Here is a 17,202-nt window from a genome sequence, read left to right on the forward strand (position 1 = left end):
GGATTTATTAATATCTAAATCATCCCAACTCCTGAGATGTCACGAGCCAGTCTAGCAGCGGTGTTATCCGTCAGACTACAGATAAAATCCAGTACGCTCATATAGTCATCATACAGCGTGTGAGCGGCTGATTGATCAAAGCCAAGCAAATCCAACGCCAGCTCATGCTTGGTGCTAAGATAACTGCCTTGATGCTTGGCATGAATGGCAGGAATCAGCAGATCCAATATCGCACCCAGACAGCCAAAGGCGGCAATCTCAGTGGTAAGCTTGCTGTCGTGGCGAAAAATTTTGGCGGCGGCGAGTGTTTTGGCATTTTTGAGCGTGGTTTGGATGGCGTCATCACAGACAGCAAGCAGATCTTTGTGCATAAATGCACCTGTGAGCAGCTCATCATGATGTGCCATAAAGGCGGTTGCCACCCCTTCGACCGCACGACCGATGGCAGAGCCACGCATCGCACCACAGCGCTGGTCAGGGTGCTTGATGGTGGCAAGTTTATCAACATCAATCAGTGGCTTTAGAATCTGGCTAAATTCATCTAGGCCAATCAAGCCAAGTTCGACCGCATCCTCCAGATCAAGCAGGGCATAGCAGATGTCATCAGCAGCTTCCATCAGATACGACAGCGGATGTCTTGCCCAGCGATTGTCATCGAGTGTTGGTAATTCCAGGGCATCAGCGATGTGATGAAACAGAGGAAGTTCGCTTTGATAGATATTAAACTTCTGCCCTTTGCCGCTTGGATGACGGCTACCCCAAGGGTATTTGATCAACGCACCGACACTGGCGGCAGTCAGGCGCATACCGCCTTGGTTTTTGTACATCTCAAGGCTAAGCACCGTGCGCAGGCTATGAGCATTGCCTTCATAAGTGCAGATATCTGCCCGTTCGTCAGCGGTTAGACCATCCAGAAAATGTGCGTGCTTGGGATCGCCAAACCATTCTCGAATCGCTGCTTCGCCTGTATGCCCAAATGGCGGATTGCCAAGGTCATGGGCAAGGCACGCCACCTGCACCACGGTGCCGATATTGCTTGGCGTGTAGCCATCAGGCAGATAGCCTGCTTGCAGCAAAGCGTTGCCAACATGATTGCCGATACTACGCCCAACACTGGCGACTTCGACACTATGCGTCAGGCGGTTGTGCGTGTGGTCGGATTTGGCAAAGGGATGTACTTGAGTTTTGCGACCCAGTCTGCGAAAAGCTCGGCTAAACACCACCCGATCATAGTCGATATGAAAATTGGTACGGCTGCTATCATCCGTATCTTGGGGGATGGCCGGTGATATCTGACCATCGTGATGATATCGAAATCGCTTGGTGGACAGCCTGTGTTGCCAGTGCAGTTGGGCGGTGTTCATAGAGTCCCTTTGGTGAATGGATGGCGGTTTATTCCTTGATTGCCATGGTGATGGTGTAGGTTTTGCCTTGTTTGATTTTATCGCTATTGCCGAATACTTCGGTGAATGAGCGTTTCATAAAATCTCTGAGTCCGTTGATGGTCACGACATAAAATCTAGCGCCATCTGCCATCGCATTGTAAGCATCTAGTAAGTACAGATAGTGCTGCTCTTTACTGGCTTTGGCAGGTAGGTTACTCATCACAAGACTGAATTGACGCGTTTTATCGACATGATAAAAGCCGTTTGAGAGCATGACTTCGGCATTGGTCAGATGATTTTTTTGGCAATTTAATTTGGCATATTCGACAGCGACAAAATCCTTGTCAATCAGCAAATGCTGACCGTTTGGGCATTCACGAGCGGCAGTCATGCCAAGCACGCCATAGCCACAGCCAAGATCGATGGAGCTGTCATCTTGTTTAAAATCGATATAATCAAGTAGCATCAGGCTGCCTTCATCCAACTTTTCTGGGCTAAAAATCCCCCAAGTGCTGGTGAAGTGAAATGGCTTGCCAAGGACTTCTTGGGTGAATTGGATGTCTTGACGCCAGTGTTTGGATTTGGCAAGTAGCTCAGGATCGATTTGGTGCATGATAAACTCTTTATAAAAATGCCAAACGGCGATGGGTCAAATTGTAACATACAAACGCCGTGCAGAAAATCGGTTAATCACCATATTCGATAATCAGGGGACGACGACCGATGGCGGTTTCATTGACGATGGGGGTGATGGCGGATAATTGTGCCTTGATGCGATCGGTGGTGGCGCGTGCGTAGGCGGTAGCATCGGGGGTGATGCGTGGATCGTGTTTGCCAAATAAATAAGCATCCAGCAGTCGTTCGGCGTGCATCCCATCACGGCAATAATGCAATACACCTTTGTGCTTGTCATCAAACAGCGTACCAACCGCCGTCATCTCAGCCAAGGCAATGCCCAGTGCGCCATCTTCACCACCAAGCGTGCGAAATAGCTCATCTTGGGGAAAGCCACCGCACGCCAAAAACACACTACGGCGAAAAATCATATTACCGCCGACGGTCATCTGCAAAATATCCCACACCTTAGCCAAGTCTGGATGATTGGCATAGCGAGCTGCCAAATCCACAGGACGCAGGGCAAGTCGTAGCAGGCTTAGGTTTGGCATAAAATAAAACACACTTGGCACGACATCAAGTGCGGTCGGCTCATAGGCATCATCGGCATCCAAAAACGCCACCAAATCAGCAGTGCTTGATAATGCACCATAGTTGCGAGCTTTGGCGACACCGCCATTGGTCGGCATGGATAAGCTGATGAGTTTCTTGGGAAATTCTTGGCGTAGTTTGGTGATGATAATGGGCGTGTCATCGCTTGAGCCATCATCGACCAAGATGATATGGCGACAGGCAGTTTGGCTAAGGACACTGTGCACAGCACGATCTAGTGTAGCGGCGGTATTATAGCAGGGGATGATGACATCGAGCGTGGGTAAATTCATGAACAGCTATCGTGTGGGGGATGGCTTATTATATGCCGAGTGGTCGGATAAATACCAGAGTTTTGGCTTATGCGCGGTGTGGGCAAAGCACCATCCCATGCATTATTAGCTTGGCTAGATACATAAATCACCGACAATCAATGCGCAATAAAAAGCGTCAGTGACAATGCCACCGACACCATCATGCATCACCGATGATTAAAAACTATCGGCAGGCACCCACACTTCACCTGTCATCAGACGGCGAGCCGAACGGCTCATCGAAACCTTACGGGCAAGCCATTTACCATCAGTGAGTTCAGATTGACCGCCAACCAGTAGCGTCCCTGATGGATGGCCAAAACGCACCTCACTCATCGCCTGTCCGCCAGCTGCTTCATTGACGAGTGTCCCCACAATCGTCGCTGCTGTACCAATCGCAACCGAAGCTGTCCCCATCATCGCATGATGCAGCTGCCCCATACTCATAGCACGAGCGAGTAAATTGATTTCACTTGCTTTGACGGTCTTACCACTTGATGCCACATAATCGGCAGCAGACGCAACCCAAGCAATTTTTGGCGTATGTTGGCGAGTTTCGGCCTCGACGATGTCGGAAATTAAGCCCATTTTGAGGGCACCAAAGCTGCGGATTTTTTCCAATTTTGCTAAAATTTCGCTATTTGAGTTGATGTCTTTTTGTAATTCCGTACCTGTAAAGCCTAAGTCTTTGGCACGCAAAAAGACCGTTGGAATACCTGCGTTAATCAAGGTGACATCAAATGTACCCACATCAGGCACATCTAAAGTATCGACTAAATTACCTGTTGGGAACATATCGCCATCACTGTCCACAGGGTCAATAAATTCAATCTTGACCTCGGCTGCAGGGAAGGTTACGCCATCAAGCTCAAAATCGCCTGTTTCTTGCACTTGACCACCCGCTATCGGCACATGAGCGATAATGGTTTTGCTGATATTTTGTTGCCAAATTCTGACTTCACAAATGCCATTTTCAGGAATTTTATCCGCTGATACCAAGCCATTCATGATGGCAAAACTACCAACCGCTGCGGTGAGATTGCCACAGTTTCCTGACCAGTCAATCATCGCTTTGTCAATGGCAACTTGCCCAAATAGATAATTGACATCATGACCTGCTACGTCCGATTTGGATAAAATCACCACTTTTGATGTTGATGATGAACCGTTACCCAAGCCGTCAATTTGCTTGCCATACGGGTCTGGACTACCAACCACACGTAATAAAAAGTTATCACGGGCAGAACCTGCTACTTGGCAACGCTCAGGTAAGTCGGTTAAGTTAAAAAATGTACCTTTTGAAGTACCGCCACGCATATAGGTGGCTTTGACTGATGTTTGCATGACTACTCCTTGTGTTGTCTTGTAATCTTGGTTTAATGACTACAATCAACGATTTGGTTGTAAAAGATTGGATTTTTGGCAGAGCCATACCCCAAGCAATGCTAATACAAAACCCAAGATTTGTAGCAGTGATAAGTGTTCATCAAAGAAAAGCTTTGCTTGGATTGCTGCTAATGGGGGTGCAAGCAGTACCAATGATGTGGTTTTGACAGCACCGATATCTTTGATGAGTTTGATGAATAAAAATACACCCAAGCCGGATAAAATCACTACCGCCCAAAATAGCGCGAATATGGATTGGATACTGATAATGAGTAAATGTTCCTGCATTATCCAAGCGAGTACAGCAACGGCAAAGGCAGCAGAGAGATTCTGTAGTGCTAATGATGATACAATATCAGATGAGCCAACCCATTGTTTTTGTAACACCATCCCAACCGTAATGCTAATCACAGATAAAATTGCCACAATAAAGACGGTGATAGAAAATTCTGCACTCAATGATAAAGAAGGAAAAACAACACAATAAATACCCAAAATTCCCAATATCATGCCAAAAATGGCTGTGATGGGTGGCTTTTCACCAAAAAATATGAACATAATCAGCAGGGTGAAAATCGGTTGTAATCCACCGAGCAATGCCATCAGTGATGCGCTGATACCTTGACTGATTGCCCAATAACCACCGCCAAGATACAAACCACTACTAAGAACACCAATCAAAAAATGCTTTGACCAATCATTTATAGCAGGGTAGTTGCGTTTCAGAAGAATTGCCAAGATAGCAAATAAAAGAAACGATAAAGCAAAACGCAAAACCAAAAAAATATTGGGTGCAACCACATCCACAATCATTCGACCGACAATAAAGCCTGATGACCAAATGATAATAAACAGCGTTGCAAGAATAATATTAATTGGTTTTGAGTTGGTATTCATATCACTGCATTTGTTGCGTGTTACTTTGATAACCTTGAAATTATCGCAGATAAGACTTGCTACTTGCAACGCCCTGGTAAGTCGGTTAAGTTAAAAAATGTACCTTTTGAAGTACCGCCACGCATGTATGTGGCTTTGACTGATGTTTGCATTTTTTATTTCCCTAATTGAAACTACTAAAAAGCAGCATTGAACAATCACTTGCCCAATGCTGCTTTTGGGCGGCTAGTGCTTACCCATTCGCCAAAAACTCTTTCGCAAACTGCTGCAACACACCACCTGCATTATACGTTTTGACTTCAGCATCACTATCTAGGCGACAGGTAACAGGTACTTCAACCATTTCACCATTGGCACGTTCCACCACAAGAATCACATCACCACGTGGTGTTAAATTACCAATCACGCTATAAGTTTCTGTACCATCAAGTTTCAGCGTTTTACGGTTTACCCCATCTTTAAATTGAAGTGGTAACACGCCCATACCAATTAAGTTAGTACGGTGAATACGCTCAAACCCTTCTGCCACAATCGCTTCAACCCCTGCCAAACGCACGCCTTTGGCTGCCCAGTCACGACTTGAGCCTTGACCATAATCCGCCCCTGCGACAATAATCAGCGGTTGTTTACGGTTCATATAAGTTTCAATCGCTTCCCACATACGCATGACTTTGCCATCAGGTTCAACACGAGCAAGCGAGCCTTGTTTTACCGAACCATCATCATTTAACACCATTTCATTAAATAATTTAGGGTTGGCAAGGGTTGCACGTTGAGCCGTTAAATGGTCGCCACGGTGCGTTGCATAACTGTTGAAATCTTCTTCAGGCACGCCCATTTTTTCCAAATATTCCCCAGCTGCCGAATTACGCACAATCGCATTTGATGGTGATAAATGGTCGGTTGTGATATTATCAGGCAAAATGGCAAGCGGACGCATATGCGTGAGCGTGCGTGGAGCAGCCAAAGCCCCTTCCCAATATGGTGGACGGCGGATATAAGTGGACATTTCACGCCAGTTGTATAATGGGCTTTCTGCTTGCTCGGCTTGACCCAAATCAAACATTGGGATATAGACTTGCTTAAATTGTTCAGGTTTCACAGAAGACTGTACCAAAGCATCAATTTCTTCATCAGAAGGCCAAATATCTTTTAGATAAATTGCACGACCATCTTGTGCATACCCTAACGCATCATTTTCAATATCAAAACGAATCGTGCCCGCAATCGCATAAGCAACCACAAGTGGCGGACTGGCTAAGAATGCTTGTTTTGCATAGGGGTGAATACGTCCGTCAAAGTTGCGGTTACCAGACAGTACCGCTGTTGCATATAAATCACGGTCAATAATTTCTTGTTGGATTTTCGGCGTTAGGGCACCAGACATACCATTACAGGTTGTACACGCATACGCCACGATACCAAAGCCCAATTTTTCTAAATCTTTAAGTACGCCAGCTTCTTCTAGGTACAATGCTGCTGCTTTTGACCCAGGGGCAAACGATGATTTCACCCAAGGCTTACGAGTCAGACCAAGCTCATTGGCTTTACGAGCAAGCAAGCCAGCTGCGACAGTATTGCGTGGGTTTGATGTATTGGTACAAGACGTAATCGCTGCGATAATGACCGCACCATCAGGCATTAAGCCATCTTCACGATTTTCTACGACACCTGCAATGCCTTTAGCTTTTAAATCACTGGTAGAGACACGTGCGTGTGGGTTGCTAGGGCCTGCGATATTGCGTGTTACGGTTGATAAATCAAAACGCAATACTCTTGGATATTCGGCTTTGACCATATCACTTGCCCAAAGACCAGTTGTTTTTGCATATTGCTCAACCAATTTAACTTGTTCAGGCTCACGACCAGTCAAAGTCAAATAATCAATGGTATTTTGGTCAATGTAGAACATGGCAGCGGTTGCCCCATATTCAGGTGTCATATTGGAGATGGTCGCACGGTCGCCAACAGACATACTATCCGCACCTTCACCAAAAAATTCCAAATACGCACCGACGACACGCTCTTTACGCAAAAATTCAGTTAAAGCAAGGACAATATCCGTTGCGGTAATGCCTGCTTTACGCTGACCAACCAATTCTACACCAATGATGTCAGGTAAACGCATCATTGACGGATGTCCAAGCATGACTGTTTCTGCTTCTAATCCGCCCACACCCACAGAAATGACCCCTAATGCGTCGGTATGTGGCGTATGGCTATCGGTACCGACACAAGTATCAGGGAAAGCAACACCCCTGCCGTTTTCGTCTGGGCGATTTTGAATCACAGGCGACATTTTTTCCAAATTGATTTGGTGCATAATGCCGTTACCTGCTGGAATCACATCGACATTTTTAAATGCGGTTTTTGTCCAGTCAATAAAATGGAAACGGTCATCATTTCGGCGGTCTTCAACAGCACGGTTTTTAGCAAATGCGTCAGGGTCAAAACCGCCATATTCTACGGCTAATGAGTGGTCAACGATGAGCTGAGTTGGTACAACAGGATTGACTTTGGACGGGTCACCGCCTTGCTCGGCGATGGCATCACGCAAACCTGCTAAATCGACCAATGCCGTTTGCCCTAAAATGTCATGGCACACCACACGAGCAGGGTACCAAGGGAAATCCAGTGTCTGCTCACGGTTGATGAGCTGACCTAAGTAATCAGCCAACTTTTCAGGTTCGGCACGGCGAACGAGCTGTTCTGCCAAGACCTTAGAAGTATAGGGCAAGCCATCATAACTGCCTGCTTTGACATCTTCAACGGCTTGACGAACATCATAAAAATCAATGTTTTCGGTTAGGGGTTTGCGGTAGTTTTTCATTGCTGTTTCCTTTTGGCTGTGAAAATAAATGTCTTCAAATATATTCATGCTTTCTAAAAAATCTTAGAACATAAAAATCTTTGAAAAAGTGCTAAAAAATGCGTATAAAGCAATCATTAATAAAATAACACCGCATAATTTATTGATTGCATTGATAACTGATGATTTTTTGATGGTGGAAAATATTTTTGCATAAATGGACAAAATACCATAATCCAATACTATCCATATACCAGTAAGAATCACCATTGAAATAATTGGTTTGTTTGATATCGCAAAAAATGTTGGAAAAAATGCAATAAAAAACAAAATATCTTTTGGATTTGAAATACCTACTAGAAATCCTTGAGTAAAATATTCAATCAGCTGTTTTTTGTTATTGGTGTCATGCTGACAAATATGCAATTCTTCTGATTTTGTTCTTAATATATTAATAGCAAAATAAATAATATATAAAGCACCTATCATAGTCAGCCAAGTAAGGTAACTTTCATTAACAGAAATCACACCAGAAATAACAATAAAAGAGATTGTTATTAAAATCAATGATGCGGTATTTGTACCTGCAATGGTAGCCAAAGCGGATAAAAACCCACCTTTAATGCTTGAATTAACCACCATTACTGTTACAGGTCCAGGAGTCCCCAAAAATAATAAAATCGCAAGAATATAAGATAAGAGTAAATAGCCATTCAACATAATAATTCCTTATTTATAATTTGCGGTGTATTTTTTAAAATTTAAGGGACATTTGGTATTATCTTTGCCACCAAATTCGTATAACTGATACTGCCTCCATTCAAAATTATTTTCATCTCCATAAAATCCAAGTTCTGCAGGTAGTGGTTGCTTGTTAAATGATACAATGCGCTCTCTGATTTTATTGCGAATTTTTAAGCCTTTTGGTTTATTGTAAGGTGCAACAACATCAAATATCTCTCTAGGGTTAATGATAAGGTGTATTCCTTTTCCTATATTTCTGCTTTTTAAAAGGCTATGCTCTGAAGCACTAATATTTACAAATAACTGGATATCATTAAAAAGCAGACACCATTGCGGATTTGTTGTATCGTGATAATTTATTGGTACTTCTGACGGATTGTTATCAATTAGGGTCTGAATAAGAAACCAAGCTTTATCATGTTGTTCTTTTAGACTGCTGCTATTGTCATCAATAAAAACAATGAGCGGATTTAGAATTCTCACCAATGGATCATTTTGTTTTATAAATTCTGTGTATTCAGTAACTCCATTTAAGAATTCATTGTATTGATTAATGTCTGATACAAAAATGGCAAAGGCACTCATATTATTTGCAACACGTTGTGCAAATATACAAGGAAAACCTTCCTGCTTGATAATATTTAATGTGCTTTGAAAAATATCCAACTCACCCTTACTCATGTATTCTGCTGTTTTAATAAACCGAAAGTTCATACACTTACACCCTATCACAAGTTATAAATTTAAATGATATGATATAATATACTAACATAAAAGCCACCCAAAACACTTGGGCTTTAGGTGGCTTTTGTCTATGATATCAGGTTAATCAATGATTAACGCTCATCCATCGGTACAAATGCCAAATCATCTGGGCCAGTGTAGTTGGCTGATGGGCGGATGATTTTGCCGTCTTGGCGTTGTTCGATGATGTGTGCTGACCAGCCTGTGGTGCGAGCAATCACAAACAATGGGGTGAACATCGCTGTCGGTACGCCTAGTTTTTGGTATGACACGGCTGAGAACCAGTCAAGGTTCGGGAACATTTTTTTCTCGTTCCACATCAGGGTCTCTAGGCGTTCAGCGACATCAAACAGTAGCATATCGCCACTTTCTTGTGACAGCTCACGAGCCACTTCTTTGATGACGACATTGCGTGGGTCGCTGACGGTATAGACAGGATGACCAAAGCCAATCACGATCTCTTTACGGCCGATACGCTCACGGATGTCTGCTTCGGCTTCGTCCGCACTGCGATAGCGTTTTTGGATGTCATAAGCGACTTCGTTGGCACCGCCGTGTTTCGGGCCCTTTAGTGCACCGATCGCACCAGAGATGGCAGAGTAGATGTCTGAGCCTGTACCTGCGATGACACGCGCGGTAAAGGTCGATGCGTTGAACTCATGCTCAGCATATAGGATGAGCGAGATGTGCATCGCTTTGATTTGTGCTTCGGTTGGGCGTTTGCCATGCAGTAGGTGTAAGAAGTGACCGCCGATGCTGTCTTCATCGCTCTCTAGGTCGATGGTTTTGCCGTTTTGGGTGTATTGGAACCAGTACAGCAAGATTGAGCCTAGACAAGCGATCAAGCGGTCAGCAATGTCACGAGCTTCTGATGCTGGCTGAGATTCACGCTCAGGCAGGGTACAGCCCAGTGCTGATACGCCAGTACGCATCACATCCATTGGGTGCGTGTGGGCAGGTAGGTTCTCTAGAACATGGCGGACACGCATCGGCAGGTTGCGGTAGGCTTTGAGTTTTTTCTTGTAGGCAGCCAGTTCAAATTGGTTTGGCAAATGACCATGAATCAGCAAGTGAGCCACTTCTTCGAACTCACAATGCTTGGCAAGGTCTAAGATGTCATAACCACGATAGGATAGATCGTTACCCGAGCGGCCGACAGTACATAGGGCGGTGTTACCAGCAGCGACGCCAGATAGGGCAACGCTCTTTTTTGGTTTTGGGGTGGTTGGGGTGGTGTCTGCCATGTCATATCTCCTTATTGATGGCGATTCGCTTGCTAATGGCTTAGCTTGCTTAGGTTAATTCCAATTTAGGTTAAATTCCAAATTTGATGATACCTGCATGTCCGATTTTCAGTGCAAGTATCAATAATATCAAATAAATCATCAGCTTAAACACCGTGCCGCTGATATATGCTCGAAGCCAAATGCCACCAAATAGCCCCAGCATCGAGACGATGGTCAATAGCCCAAGTAAGGTGTATTGACGCTGATCAAATGCCGCATATTGCCCCCACAGCATCACCACCTGTACCACTTTGCCAAGCAGATAGCAGAGGTTGCTGGCTTTGGCGATGGTGGTTTTGTCGTCGGTTTTGCTAAATAGATAAATCAGCAAAATCGGCGACATGGCGTTGGTTGCACCACCGACCATCCCTGCAGCTAGCCCAAATAGGCTCATGCTAAGCTTACCTGTTGGGACGGTGAGCGGTTTGGCTTTGTTCATGAGCGTCAATAGCCCATGTACAGCATAATACACAGTCACCGCAGCCATCATCAGATACAGATACGCCACAGGCAAAATCAGTAGTAGCTTGACACCGATGATGCCACCGATGACGCTTGTGATGGCAAGCAGTTTGTATTGGTGCAAATAGTCTGTCAACTCACGCCAGATGCCTTGTTTGTTGTTTGAGCACAGCACCAATAAGCTCATCAATAGGCTAGGTATGGCGACGATGGCGACAGCTTGTGATAGGGGTAGGCTAAAGGATAATGCACTTGTCCCTATCATCGGAAAGCCCATGCCTGTGATGCCATGCAGAATGCCTGCGATGGCAAAGATAATCAGTTGGATGGTATCTAACACAGGCAGGCGTGCCGATTATTTTTTACTGGCGAATAGGGCGTCCAGTTTCTGCTCATAGCTGTGATAATTGAGAAAATCATACAGCTCCATACGCGTTTGCATGGTATCGACAGCAGAAGTTTGTACGCCTTCATTTTTGAGCACTTGATAGACATTGAGTGCTGCTTTGTTCATCGCACGGAAAGCCGATAGTGGATACAGTACCATGTCCACACCCACCGCATATAGCTCATCGGTGGTGTATAGGTCAGTTTGACCAAACTCTGTCATGTTTGCAAGTACAGGAATGTCTAGCACATCAGTGAATTTGCGATACATTGAGATATCGGTCAACGCTTCGGCAAAGATCATGTCAGCACCGGCTTCTTGGAAAGCCACAGCACGCTCAACCGCCGCATCCAAGCCTTCGACCGATAGGGCATCGGTGCGCGCCATCACCACGAAGTCAGGATCGACTTTGGCATCTAAGGCGGCTTTTAGGCGATCGACCATTTCAGCAGTTGAGACGATTTCTTTGTTTGGGCGATGACCGCAACGTTTTTGGGCGACTTGGTCTTCGATATGCACGGCAGCGACACCGGCTTTTTCCATTTGTTTGATGGTTTGGGCGATATTGAATGCACCACCCCAACCAGTGTCAATGTCCACCAGTAGTGGGGTATCGACAGCATTGGTGATGCGAGTGGCATCGGTGAGTACATCGTTTAGGCTAGTCATGCCAAGGTCAGGCAGACCAAATGAAGCGTTGGCGACACCGCCGCCAGATAGATAGATGGCCTTGTGGCCGACTTGGGTTGCCATCATTGCGGTGTAGGCATTAATCGTACCGACAATTTGCAGTGGCTTGTTGTTGGCTTTTTCGCTAGCGATGGCGTCGCGGAAACGGCGACCGGCTGACTGGCTCATATCATGTCCCTTATGAATTTGGCTATAGATAATGAATTAATTGGTGGGTAAATCCCTTGGATTAACTATACCTGAAATTTCATTCTCTGTCAGCACAGCAGTTTTATAAATGCGAAAATAATGGATTTTAATTCAAAATATTATGCAAATTATGCATACAAATTTAGAAAATTCACATAAACTGCCCATGCGATATTTACAAAATGTATAGTAGGATCGATCTTTGGTTACAAAAAACATACAATTATGCGCCCAAGCTTCAGTGATCCTCAGTAAAAGGAACTGGCGCTTGGATATGATGCCGTTCATAGACGCTTAATATCGCACCATGCAGGGCGGCCAAATGTGGGATGGGATTATGCGCCAGTGTGTTGATGTACATCGGGGAGGTGAACTCATGCGCCAATGACAGATAGCAAATCTGCTCAGTACGCACGGTTTTTAGGCTATCAGGGACGATGGTAAAGCCTTCGCTGGCAGCGACCATCGCCAAGGCCACTTGGATGTCACGCACGCGGATGTGATTTTTGGGTTGGGTTTGGGTTTGTTCAAATAGCTGCAGCAGCGGATCGCTTTCGGTCAGGCTGACATGCGGATTTGGGGTCTTGTGGTACAAAATCAATGTGTCATTCGCCAAGTCAGACAGCGAGATGGCCTCGTGCTTTTGTGCCAAAGGATGCCATTTGGGTACTGCCAAGACAAATGGCTCATGACGCAAAAAGGTTTGATGAATCAAAGGATCATGACAGACGAAACGGCCAAAACCCACATCGATCTCGCCAGATTTCAGGGCAGTGACCTGCTGCTCAAAACTCATCTCAATGACCTTGATATCAAAATCAGGATGCTTACCATCGATGTCTTGGCGCAGCTGCGAGATGACTTCGGGCAGCAGACCATATAGCACAGAGACCACAGAGCCGATGATCAGACGATTTTGGCGACCGTCACCGAATCGGCGCGTCAATGCCATCGCCTGCTCAAGCTCATGCAGAGGCTGCTTGATATGACGATAAAGAAATTCACCGGCATCGGTCAGCGCCATTGGGCGATGATGGCGCTCGAACAGCTCTACTTGTAGATTTTCTTCAAGTTGCTGAATTTGACGGCTTAAAGAAGGTTGTGATAATCCCAAAACTTTAGCGGACTGACTGACACTGCCTGTGCCTGCTAGGTGTATGAAGTAGCCAAGTTGTCGAAATTCCATAACCCCTCCCAAAAGCTGTTAGCTTGTTACATTTTTAATAAGTGATGATACCATTAATTGAGCAAATTGCCAATCCTTTAACAAGCCGGCCAAGGCCACCTGCTTAGATCAATCTAAGACGGATGATGGCGTTTGGAGGCATCAGCTTAGGGCGGCTTTAGGACTGATGCTGTGCTTGGTTTGGGTGTTTTGACTCGTGATGGATCTTGATTAGTTTTGCCATTGTGCATCAAAGTCAACACCTGCCATGCGATTGATGTGGCCAAGGATGACTTGCTGCAATTTGAGCTGCTGCTGATGGGCGCTATCAGCATCCTCATCGGTGATGACAAGCGTGGCTTTTAAGGTGGTCTCATCGGATGCCAAAGTGGCGGTGGCTGTCGGCGAAAATTCAAACACAGTGCCTTGAGGCTGTTCGCTGACGGTCATTTTGTGACGCCAATGGTTGGCTAAGCGTTTGATGATGCGCGCGGCGTCTTCGGTGCTAAGTTGAAGGGTGCTGACTAACATAATTTTTTGTCCTATTTAAAATGTAAGCTTTGGTCTTTGATACCTAAAGCGCCCAGACAACTGTCTCGGCATGATTTAAATGGGAATGATTATTATTTATTCAAGGGTTATGCTTAAAAACACACCTGACCCAGCACCACCGCCTTATCCGCACCAGTCACGGCAGGAACATTGCCCGTGCGGCCTAGGATGTTTTGGCGAGCCAACCAAGCAAAGGCCATGCCCTCGATGAGTGCTGGGTGCACGCCATACTGCTGACTGTTGATGACGTTGAGTGTTGATAAGTGCGTTTGTAGGCGAGTCATCAGATGGGTATTCAATGTGCCACCACCGCAGACGATGAGCGTACCTGAGCTGATGAAGCGAGCGATATCACGACTGGCGCTGACAGCGGTGAGCTCGGCAAGTGTGGCTTGGACATCAGCAGGGCTGTAGCGTAGCTCTGGATGATCGTGATTGAGTTTGGCGAGCATCTCATCGAGCCACGCCAAGTGAAATTCTTCACGGCCTGTGCTTTTTGGGGGAAGTTTTTCAAAAAACGGATGACCAAGCAGCAGCGTCAGCAGTGGCTCAATCACCACGCCTGAGCGCGCCATCTCACCATCTTTATCATAGCTTGCCCCTGTGTGGCGAGCCACCCATGCATCCATGAGCAGATTGGCAACCCCAGTATCAAAGCCCATCGGCGTACCTGTACCGTCATGGTCAAGTACGGTGATATTGGCGATACCGCCGAGATTGAGCACGGCTTTGACGCTGCTATCTGTGCCAAACATCGCCTGATGAAAAGCAGGCACGAGCGGTGCACCTTGACCGCCCACTGCCATATCACGACGACGAAAATCACTCACCACAGCGATGCCTGTGCGCTCGGCTAGCACATTAGGATCAAGTAATTGTAGGCTAAACGACCACTTTGGACGATGGCGAACCGTCTGACCATGACAGCCGATGGCGCTGACCTTGTCGCTATCGACATTGGCTTTGGCAAGTAGCTCTAGCACCACTTGTGCGGCAAAATTGGCATAATACACACTTGCCCAGCCATAGACATCCAGCTCACTTTCAAAACCCAGCTGATTATCCTTAATATAATCCACTACTCCATTTGGTGCAGTCAAAGCAAGTAGGGCAGCACGCAAATCTGTATCAAAAGGCAGGCTATGACTTGCAATGACCACTGGCGCAGCATCATCAAAAAACTCGCACAGCACCGCATCCATGCCATCAAGGCTGGTGCCACTCATCATGCCAATAAAATACGGTGCTTCATCCAATAAATTGGCGCCACTATCATCAAATAAGTGGGTCATCTGCTCAAAAAAATCATCAGAGTGCGTCATTGGTTTGTCCAAATTTAGCTAAAAATTTCGCCGCTTAGCATAGCAAATTTTTGGGTGAAGCGGTATGAATTTTTGATTTGGTGGCAATGTGGGGATGACTTTTTGTGCAATTTTGCTATAATCAAGGCAATTTTTATTAATCGACAATCAATAGGCGTGATTATGAGTAATTTTTTGAGCCCAGAAGAACAATTATCCTTGATTAAGCGTGGCGTTGAAGCCATTTATTCTGAAGAAGATCTATTGGCAAAACTCAAAGAAAATCGCCCGCTACGCATCAAGCTTGGTATGGATCCGACCGCACCAGATTTGCACTTTGGACATACCGTGGTGCTCAATAAGCTGCGTCATTTTCAGGATTTGGGTCATGAAGTACTGTTTTTGATTGGTGATTATACCGCGCGCATCGGTGACCCGACCGGCAAGAATAACACCCGCCCACCGCTGTCTGAAGAACAAGTCCAGCAAAACGCCAAGACCTATGCCGAGCAGGTGTTCAAGATTTTGGATAAAGATAAGACCAAGATTGTCTTTAACTCAGAATGGTTTGGCAAAATGTCAGCAGGGGACATGATTGCCTTGGCAAGTCAGGTGACGGTGTCTCGTATGCTTGAGCGAGATGATTTTAGTAAGCGTTATGCGACGCAGACGCCGATTGCGATTCACGAATTTTTGTATCCATTGGTGCAAGGTTATGACTCAGTGGCGCTACAGGCTGATGTGGAGCTTGGTGGTACCGATCAGACCTTTAATATCTTGATGGGTCGCACGCTGCAAGGCCGCTACAACCAAGAAGCCCAAGTGTGCATCACCATGCCGATTCTAGAAGGCTTGGACGGTGTCCAAAAAATGAGTAAATCACTGGGCAACTATATCGGTATCGACGATGCCGCAGGCGTGATGTTCCAAAAAATTCTCTCCATGCCAGATACGCTGATTCCCCGCTATTTTGAGCTATTAAGCTTTAAGCCGATGGATGAAGTCAATGCACTGCTTGATGAGATGGCAAATGGTCGCAACCCCCAAGAGATCAAGCGTATCTTGGCACTTGAGCTGATTGAGCGTTTCCACGGCCGTGAAGCTGCCGAAAACGCCCATAAATCAGCCGGCAACCGCCTAGCTGATGGCGAGCTGCCAGTCGATTTACCAGAAGTGACCCTAGCCCTTGGCGAACAAGACAAGCTATTTATCACCCAAGTGCTAAACGGTGCCAATCTTGCCAAAAACAGCGCTCAGGCCAAAGATATGCTATCTCGTGGTGCAGTCAAGGTTGATGGTCAAGTGGTCGATGCCAGCTTTGCACTATCAGCAGGGTCGACGGTGGTGATCCAAGCAGGTAAAAAGGCGTATGCCAAAGTGACTGTTGCCTAAAGTGCGACGCAAACTCAGTGCAACACAAGCTCACAATGAGCAGTTAAATAAGCACTGATAAAGTAAACGAAAAAGCCAAGATTACACGCTTGGCTTTTTTCAATAGAAAAATATAAATAAAATCATATACTTAAAAACTTTCTGTCAAATATCCCAACTTTTTTTAAATTACTGCTTGACTCCCCATCAAAACAGCGTATAATACGCCATCACTGACAGCGACACAGCGATGAACAACAAGATCATCAAACAGTCAAAGTCAAAACGAATTGAAAAAAATTCAAAAAAAGCT

The 17,202-nt window shown here is 45.6% G+C and carries 15 protein-coding genes and 1 pseudogene; 1 reads left to right on the forward strand and 15 read right to left on the reverse strand.

Annotated features, from left to right (window positions below):
- Positions 1–14: 14 nt before the first annotated feature.
- The 15 genes and pseudogenes from B0681_RS09000 to B0681_RS09065 all read right to left on the reverse strand — a co-directional run bounded on the left by B0681_RS09000 (position 15) and on the right by B0681_RS09065 (position 15,539).
- Positions 15–1,364, reverse strand: a complete 1,350-nt coding sequence (locus B0681_RS09000; protein ID WP_211271527.1) for a deoxyguanosinetriphosphate triphosphohydrolase — start codon at positions 1,362–1,364, stop codon at positions 15–17.
- Between the two features lie 28 nt (positions 1,365–1,392).
- Complete coding sequence (locus B0681_RS09005; RefSeq protein WP_078318394.1) at positions 1,393–1,998, reverse strand: class I SAM-dependent methyltransferase; 606 nt, start codon at positions 1,996–1,998, stop codon at positions 1,393–1,395.
- 73 nt (positions 1,999–2,071) lie between these two features.
- Positions 2,072–2,884 carry a glycosyltransferase family 2 protein gene (locus B0681_RS09010; RefSeq protein WP_078318395.1) on the reverse strand — a complete coding sequence of 271 codons (813 nt, stop codon included), beginning with the start codon at positions 2,882–2,884 and terminating at the stop codon, positions 2,072–2,074.
- 198 nt (positions 2,885–3,082) lie between these two features.
- Positions 3,083–4,249 (reverse strand): 2-methylaconitate cis-trans isomerase PrpF, encoded by a 1,167-nt coding sequence (gene prpF / locus B0681_RS09015; protein ID WP_078318396.1) that lies wholly within the window; start codon positions 4,247–4,249, stop codon positions 3,083–3,085.
- 45 nt (positions 4,250–4,294) lie between these two features.
- Positions 4,295–5,188 carry a DMT family transporter gene (locus B0681_RS09020; RefSeq protein WP_078318397.1) on the reverse strand — a complete coding sequence of 298 codons (894 nt, stop codon included), beginning with the start codon at positions 5,186–5,188 and terminating at the stop codon, positions 4,295–4,297.
- Positions 5,189–5,250: 62 nt separating this feature from the next.
- Positions 5,251–5,340, reverse strand: a pseudogene (locus tag B0681_RS10345) (PrpF domain-containing protein); the annotation flags it as partial.
- A gap of 80 nt (positions 5,341–5,420) precedes the next feature.
- Positions 5,421–8,018 (reverse strand): Fe/S-dependent 2-methylisocitrate dehydratase AcnD, encoded by a 2,598-nt coding sequence (gene acnD / locus B0681_RS09025; protein WP_078318398.1) that lies wholly within the window; start codon positions 8,016–8,018, stop codon positions 5,421–5,423.
- A 63-nt stretch (positions 8,019–8,081) separates the two neighbouring features.
- Positions 8,082–8,717, reverse strand: coding sequence for a LysE family translocator (locus B0681_RS09030; protein WP_078318399.1), 636 nt, complete (start codon positions 8,715–8,717; stop codon positions 8,082–8,084).
- A 9-nt stretch (positions 8,718–8,726) separates the two neighbouring features.
- Positions 8,727–9,455 (reverse strand): YqcI/YcgG family protein, encoded by a 729-nt coding sequence (locus B0681_RS09035; protein WP_078318400.1) that lies wholly within the window; start codon positions 9,453–9,455, stop codon positions 8,727–8,729.
- 122 nt (positions 9,456–9,577) lie between these two features.
- A complete protein-coding gene (prpC, locus tag B0681_RS09040; protein ID WP_078318401.1) occupies positions 9,578–10,729 on the reverse strand; it encodes a bifunctional 2-methylcitrate synthase/citrate synthase in 1,152 nt (383 codons plus the stop codon).
- 70 nt (positions 10,730–10,799) lie between these two features.
- Positions 10,800–11,573 (reverse strand): sulfite exporter TauE/SafE family protein, encoded by a 774-nt coding sequence (locus B0681_RS09045; protein ID WP_078318402.1) that lies wholly within the window; start codon positions 11,571–11,573, stop codon positions 10,800–10,802.
- A gap of 15 nt (positions 11,574–11,588) precedes the next feature.
- On the reverse strand, positions 11,589–12,479 hold the full coding sequence (gene prpB / locus B0681_RS09050) for a methylisocitrate lyase (protein WP_078318403.1): 891 nt from the start codon (positions 12,477–12,479) through the stop codon (positions 11,589–11,591).
- Positions 12,480–12,738: 259 nt separating this feature from the next.
- Positions 12,739–13,686, reverse strand: a complete 948-nt coding sequence (locus B0681_RS09055) for a LysR family transcriptional regulator (protein WP_078318404.1) — start codon at positions 13,684–13,686, stop codon at positions 12,739–12,741.
- 210 nt (positions 13,687–13,896) lie between these two features.
- The gene (locus B0681_RS09060) at positions 13,897–14,196 is read right to left on the reverse strand and encodes a DUF2218 domain-containing protein (protein ID WP_078318405.1); all 300 of its coding nucleotides are present in this window, start codon (positions 14,194–14,196) and stop codon (positions 13,897–13,899) included.
- A 113-nt stretch (positions 14,197–14,309) separates the two neighbouring features.
- Complete coding sequence (locus B0681_RS09065; protein ID WP_078318406.1) at positions 14,310–15,539, reverse strand: anhydro-N-acetylmuramic acid kinase; 1,230 nt, start codon at positions 15,537–15,539, stop codon at positions 14,310–14,312.
- A 162-nt stretch (positions 15,540–15,701) separates the two neighbouring features.
- Here B0681_RS09065 and tyrS point away from each other — a divergent pair, with 162 nt between their 5' ends.
- Positions 15,702–16,910: a tyrosine--tRNA ligase gene (gene tyrS / locus B0681_RS09070; protein ID WP_078318407.1), complete on the forward strand. Its 1,209-nt coding sequence runs from the start codon at positions 15,702–15,704 to the stop codon at positions 16,908–16,910.
- Positions 16,911–17,202: the final 292 nt, after the last annotated feature.

The organism is Moraxella porci DSM 25326, assembly GCF_002014855.1.
In the GTDB taxonomy this organism is placed as follows: Bacteria; Pseudomonadota; Gammaproteobacteria; order Pseudomonadales; family Moraxellaceae; genus Moraxella; species Moraxella porci.

What these genes read in the sequence shown, in the direction of transcription:
- B0681_RS09000 (WP_211271527.1), bottom strand. Translation starts at nt 1,364, where the DNA reads ATGAACACCGCCCAACTGCACTGGCAACACAGGCTGTCCACCAAGCGA.
- B0681_RS09005 (WP_078318394.1), bottom strand. Translation starts at nt 1,998, where the DNA reads ATGCACCAAATCGATCCTGAGCTACTTGCCAAATCCAAACACTGGCGT.
- B0681_RS09010 (WP_078318395.1), bottom strand. Translation starts at nt 2,884, where the DNA reads ATGAATTTACCCACGCTCGATGTCATCATCCCCTGCTATAATACCGCC.
- prpF (WP_078318396.1), bottom strand. Translation starts at nt 4,249, where the DNA reads ATGCAAACATCAGTCAAAGCCACCTATATGCGTGGCGGTACTTCAAAA.
- B0681_RS09020 (WP_078318397.1), bottom strand. Translation starts at nt 5,188, where the DNA reads ATGAATACCAACTCAAAACCAATTAATATTATTCTTGCAACGCTGTTT.
- acnD (WP_078318398.1), bottom strand. Translation starts at nt 8,018, where the DNA reads ATGAAAAACTACCGCAAACCCCTAACCGAAAACATTGATTTTTATGAT.
- B0681_RS09030 (WP_078318399.1), bottom strand. Translation starts at nt 8,717, where the DNA reads ATGTTGAATGGCTATTTACTCTTATCTTATATTCTTGCGATTTTATTA.
- B0681_RS09035 (WP_078318400.1), bottom strand. Translation starts at nt 9,455, where the DNA reads ATGAACTTTCGGTTTATTAAAACAGCAGAATACATGAGTAAGGGTGAG.
- prpC (WP_078318401.1), bottom strand. Translation starts at nt 10,729, where the DNA reads ATGGCAGACACCACCCCAACCACCCCAAAACCAAAAAAGAGCGTTGCC.
- prpB (WP_078318403.1), bottom strand. Translation starts at nt 12,479, where the DNA reads ATGAGCCAGTCAGCCGGTCGCCGTTTCCGCGACGCCATCGCTAGCGAA.
- B0681_RS09055 (WP_078318404.1), bottom strand. Translation starts at nt 13,686, where the DNA reads ATGGAATTTCGACAACTTGGCTACTTCATACACCTAGCAGGCACAGGC.
- B0681_RS09060 (WP_078318405.1), bottom strand. Translation starts at nt 14,196, where the DNA reads ATGTTAGTCAGCACCCTTCAACTTAGCACCGAAGACGCCGCGCGCATC.
- B0681_RS09065 (WP_078318406.1), bottom strand. Translation starts at nt 15,539, where the DNA reads ATGACGCACTCTGATGATTTTTTTGAGCAGATGACCCACTTATTTGAT.
- tyrS (WP_078318407.1), top strand. Translation starts at nt 15,702, where the DNA reads ATGAGTAATTTTTTGAGCCCAGAAGAACAATTATCCTTGATTAAGCGT.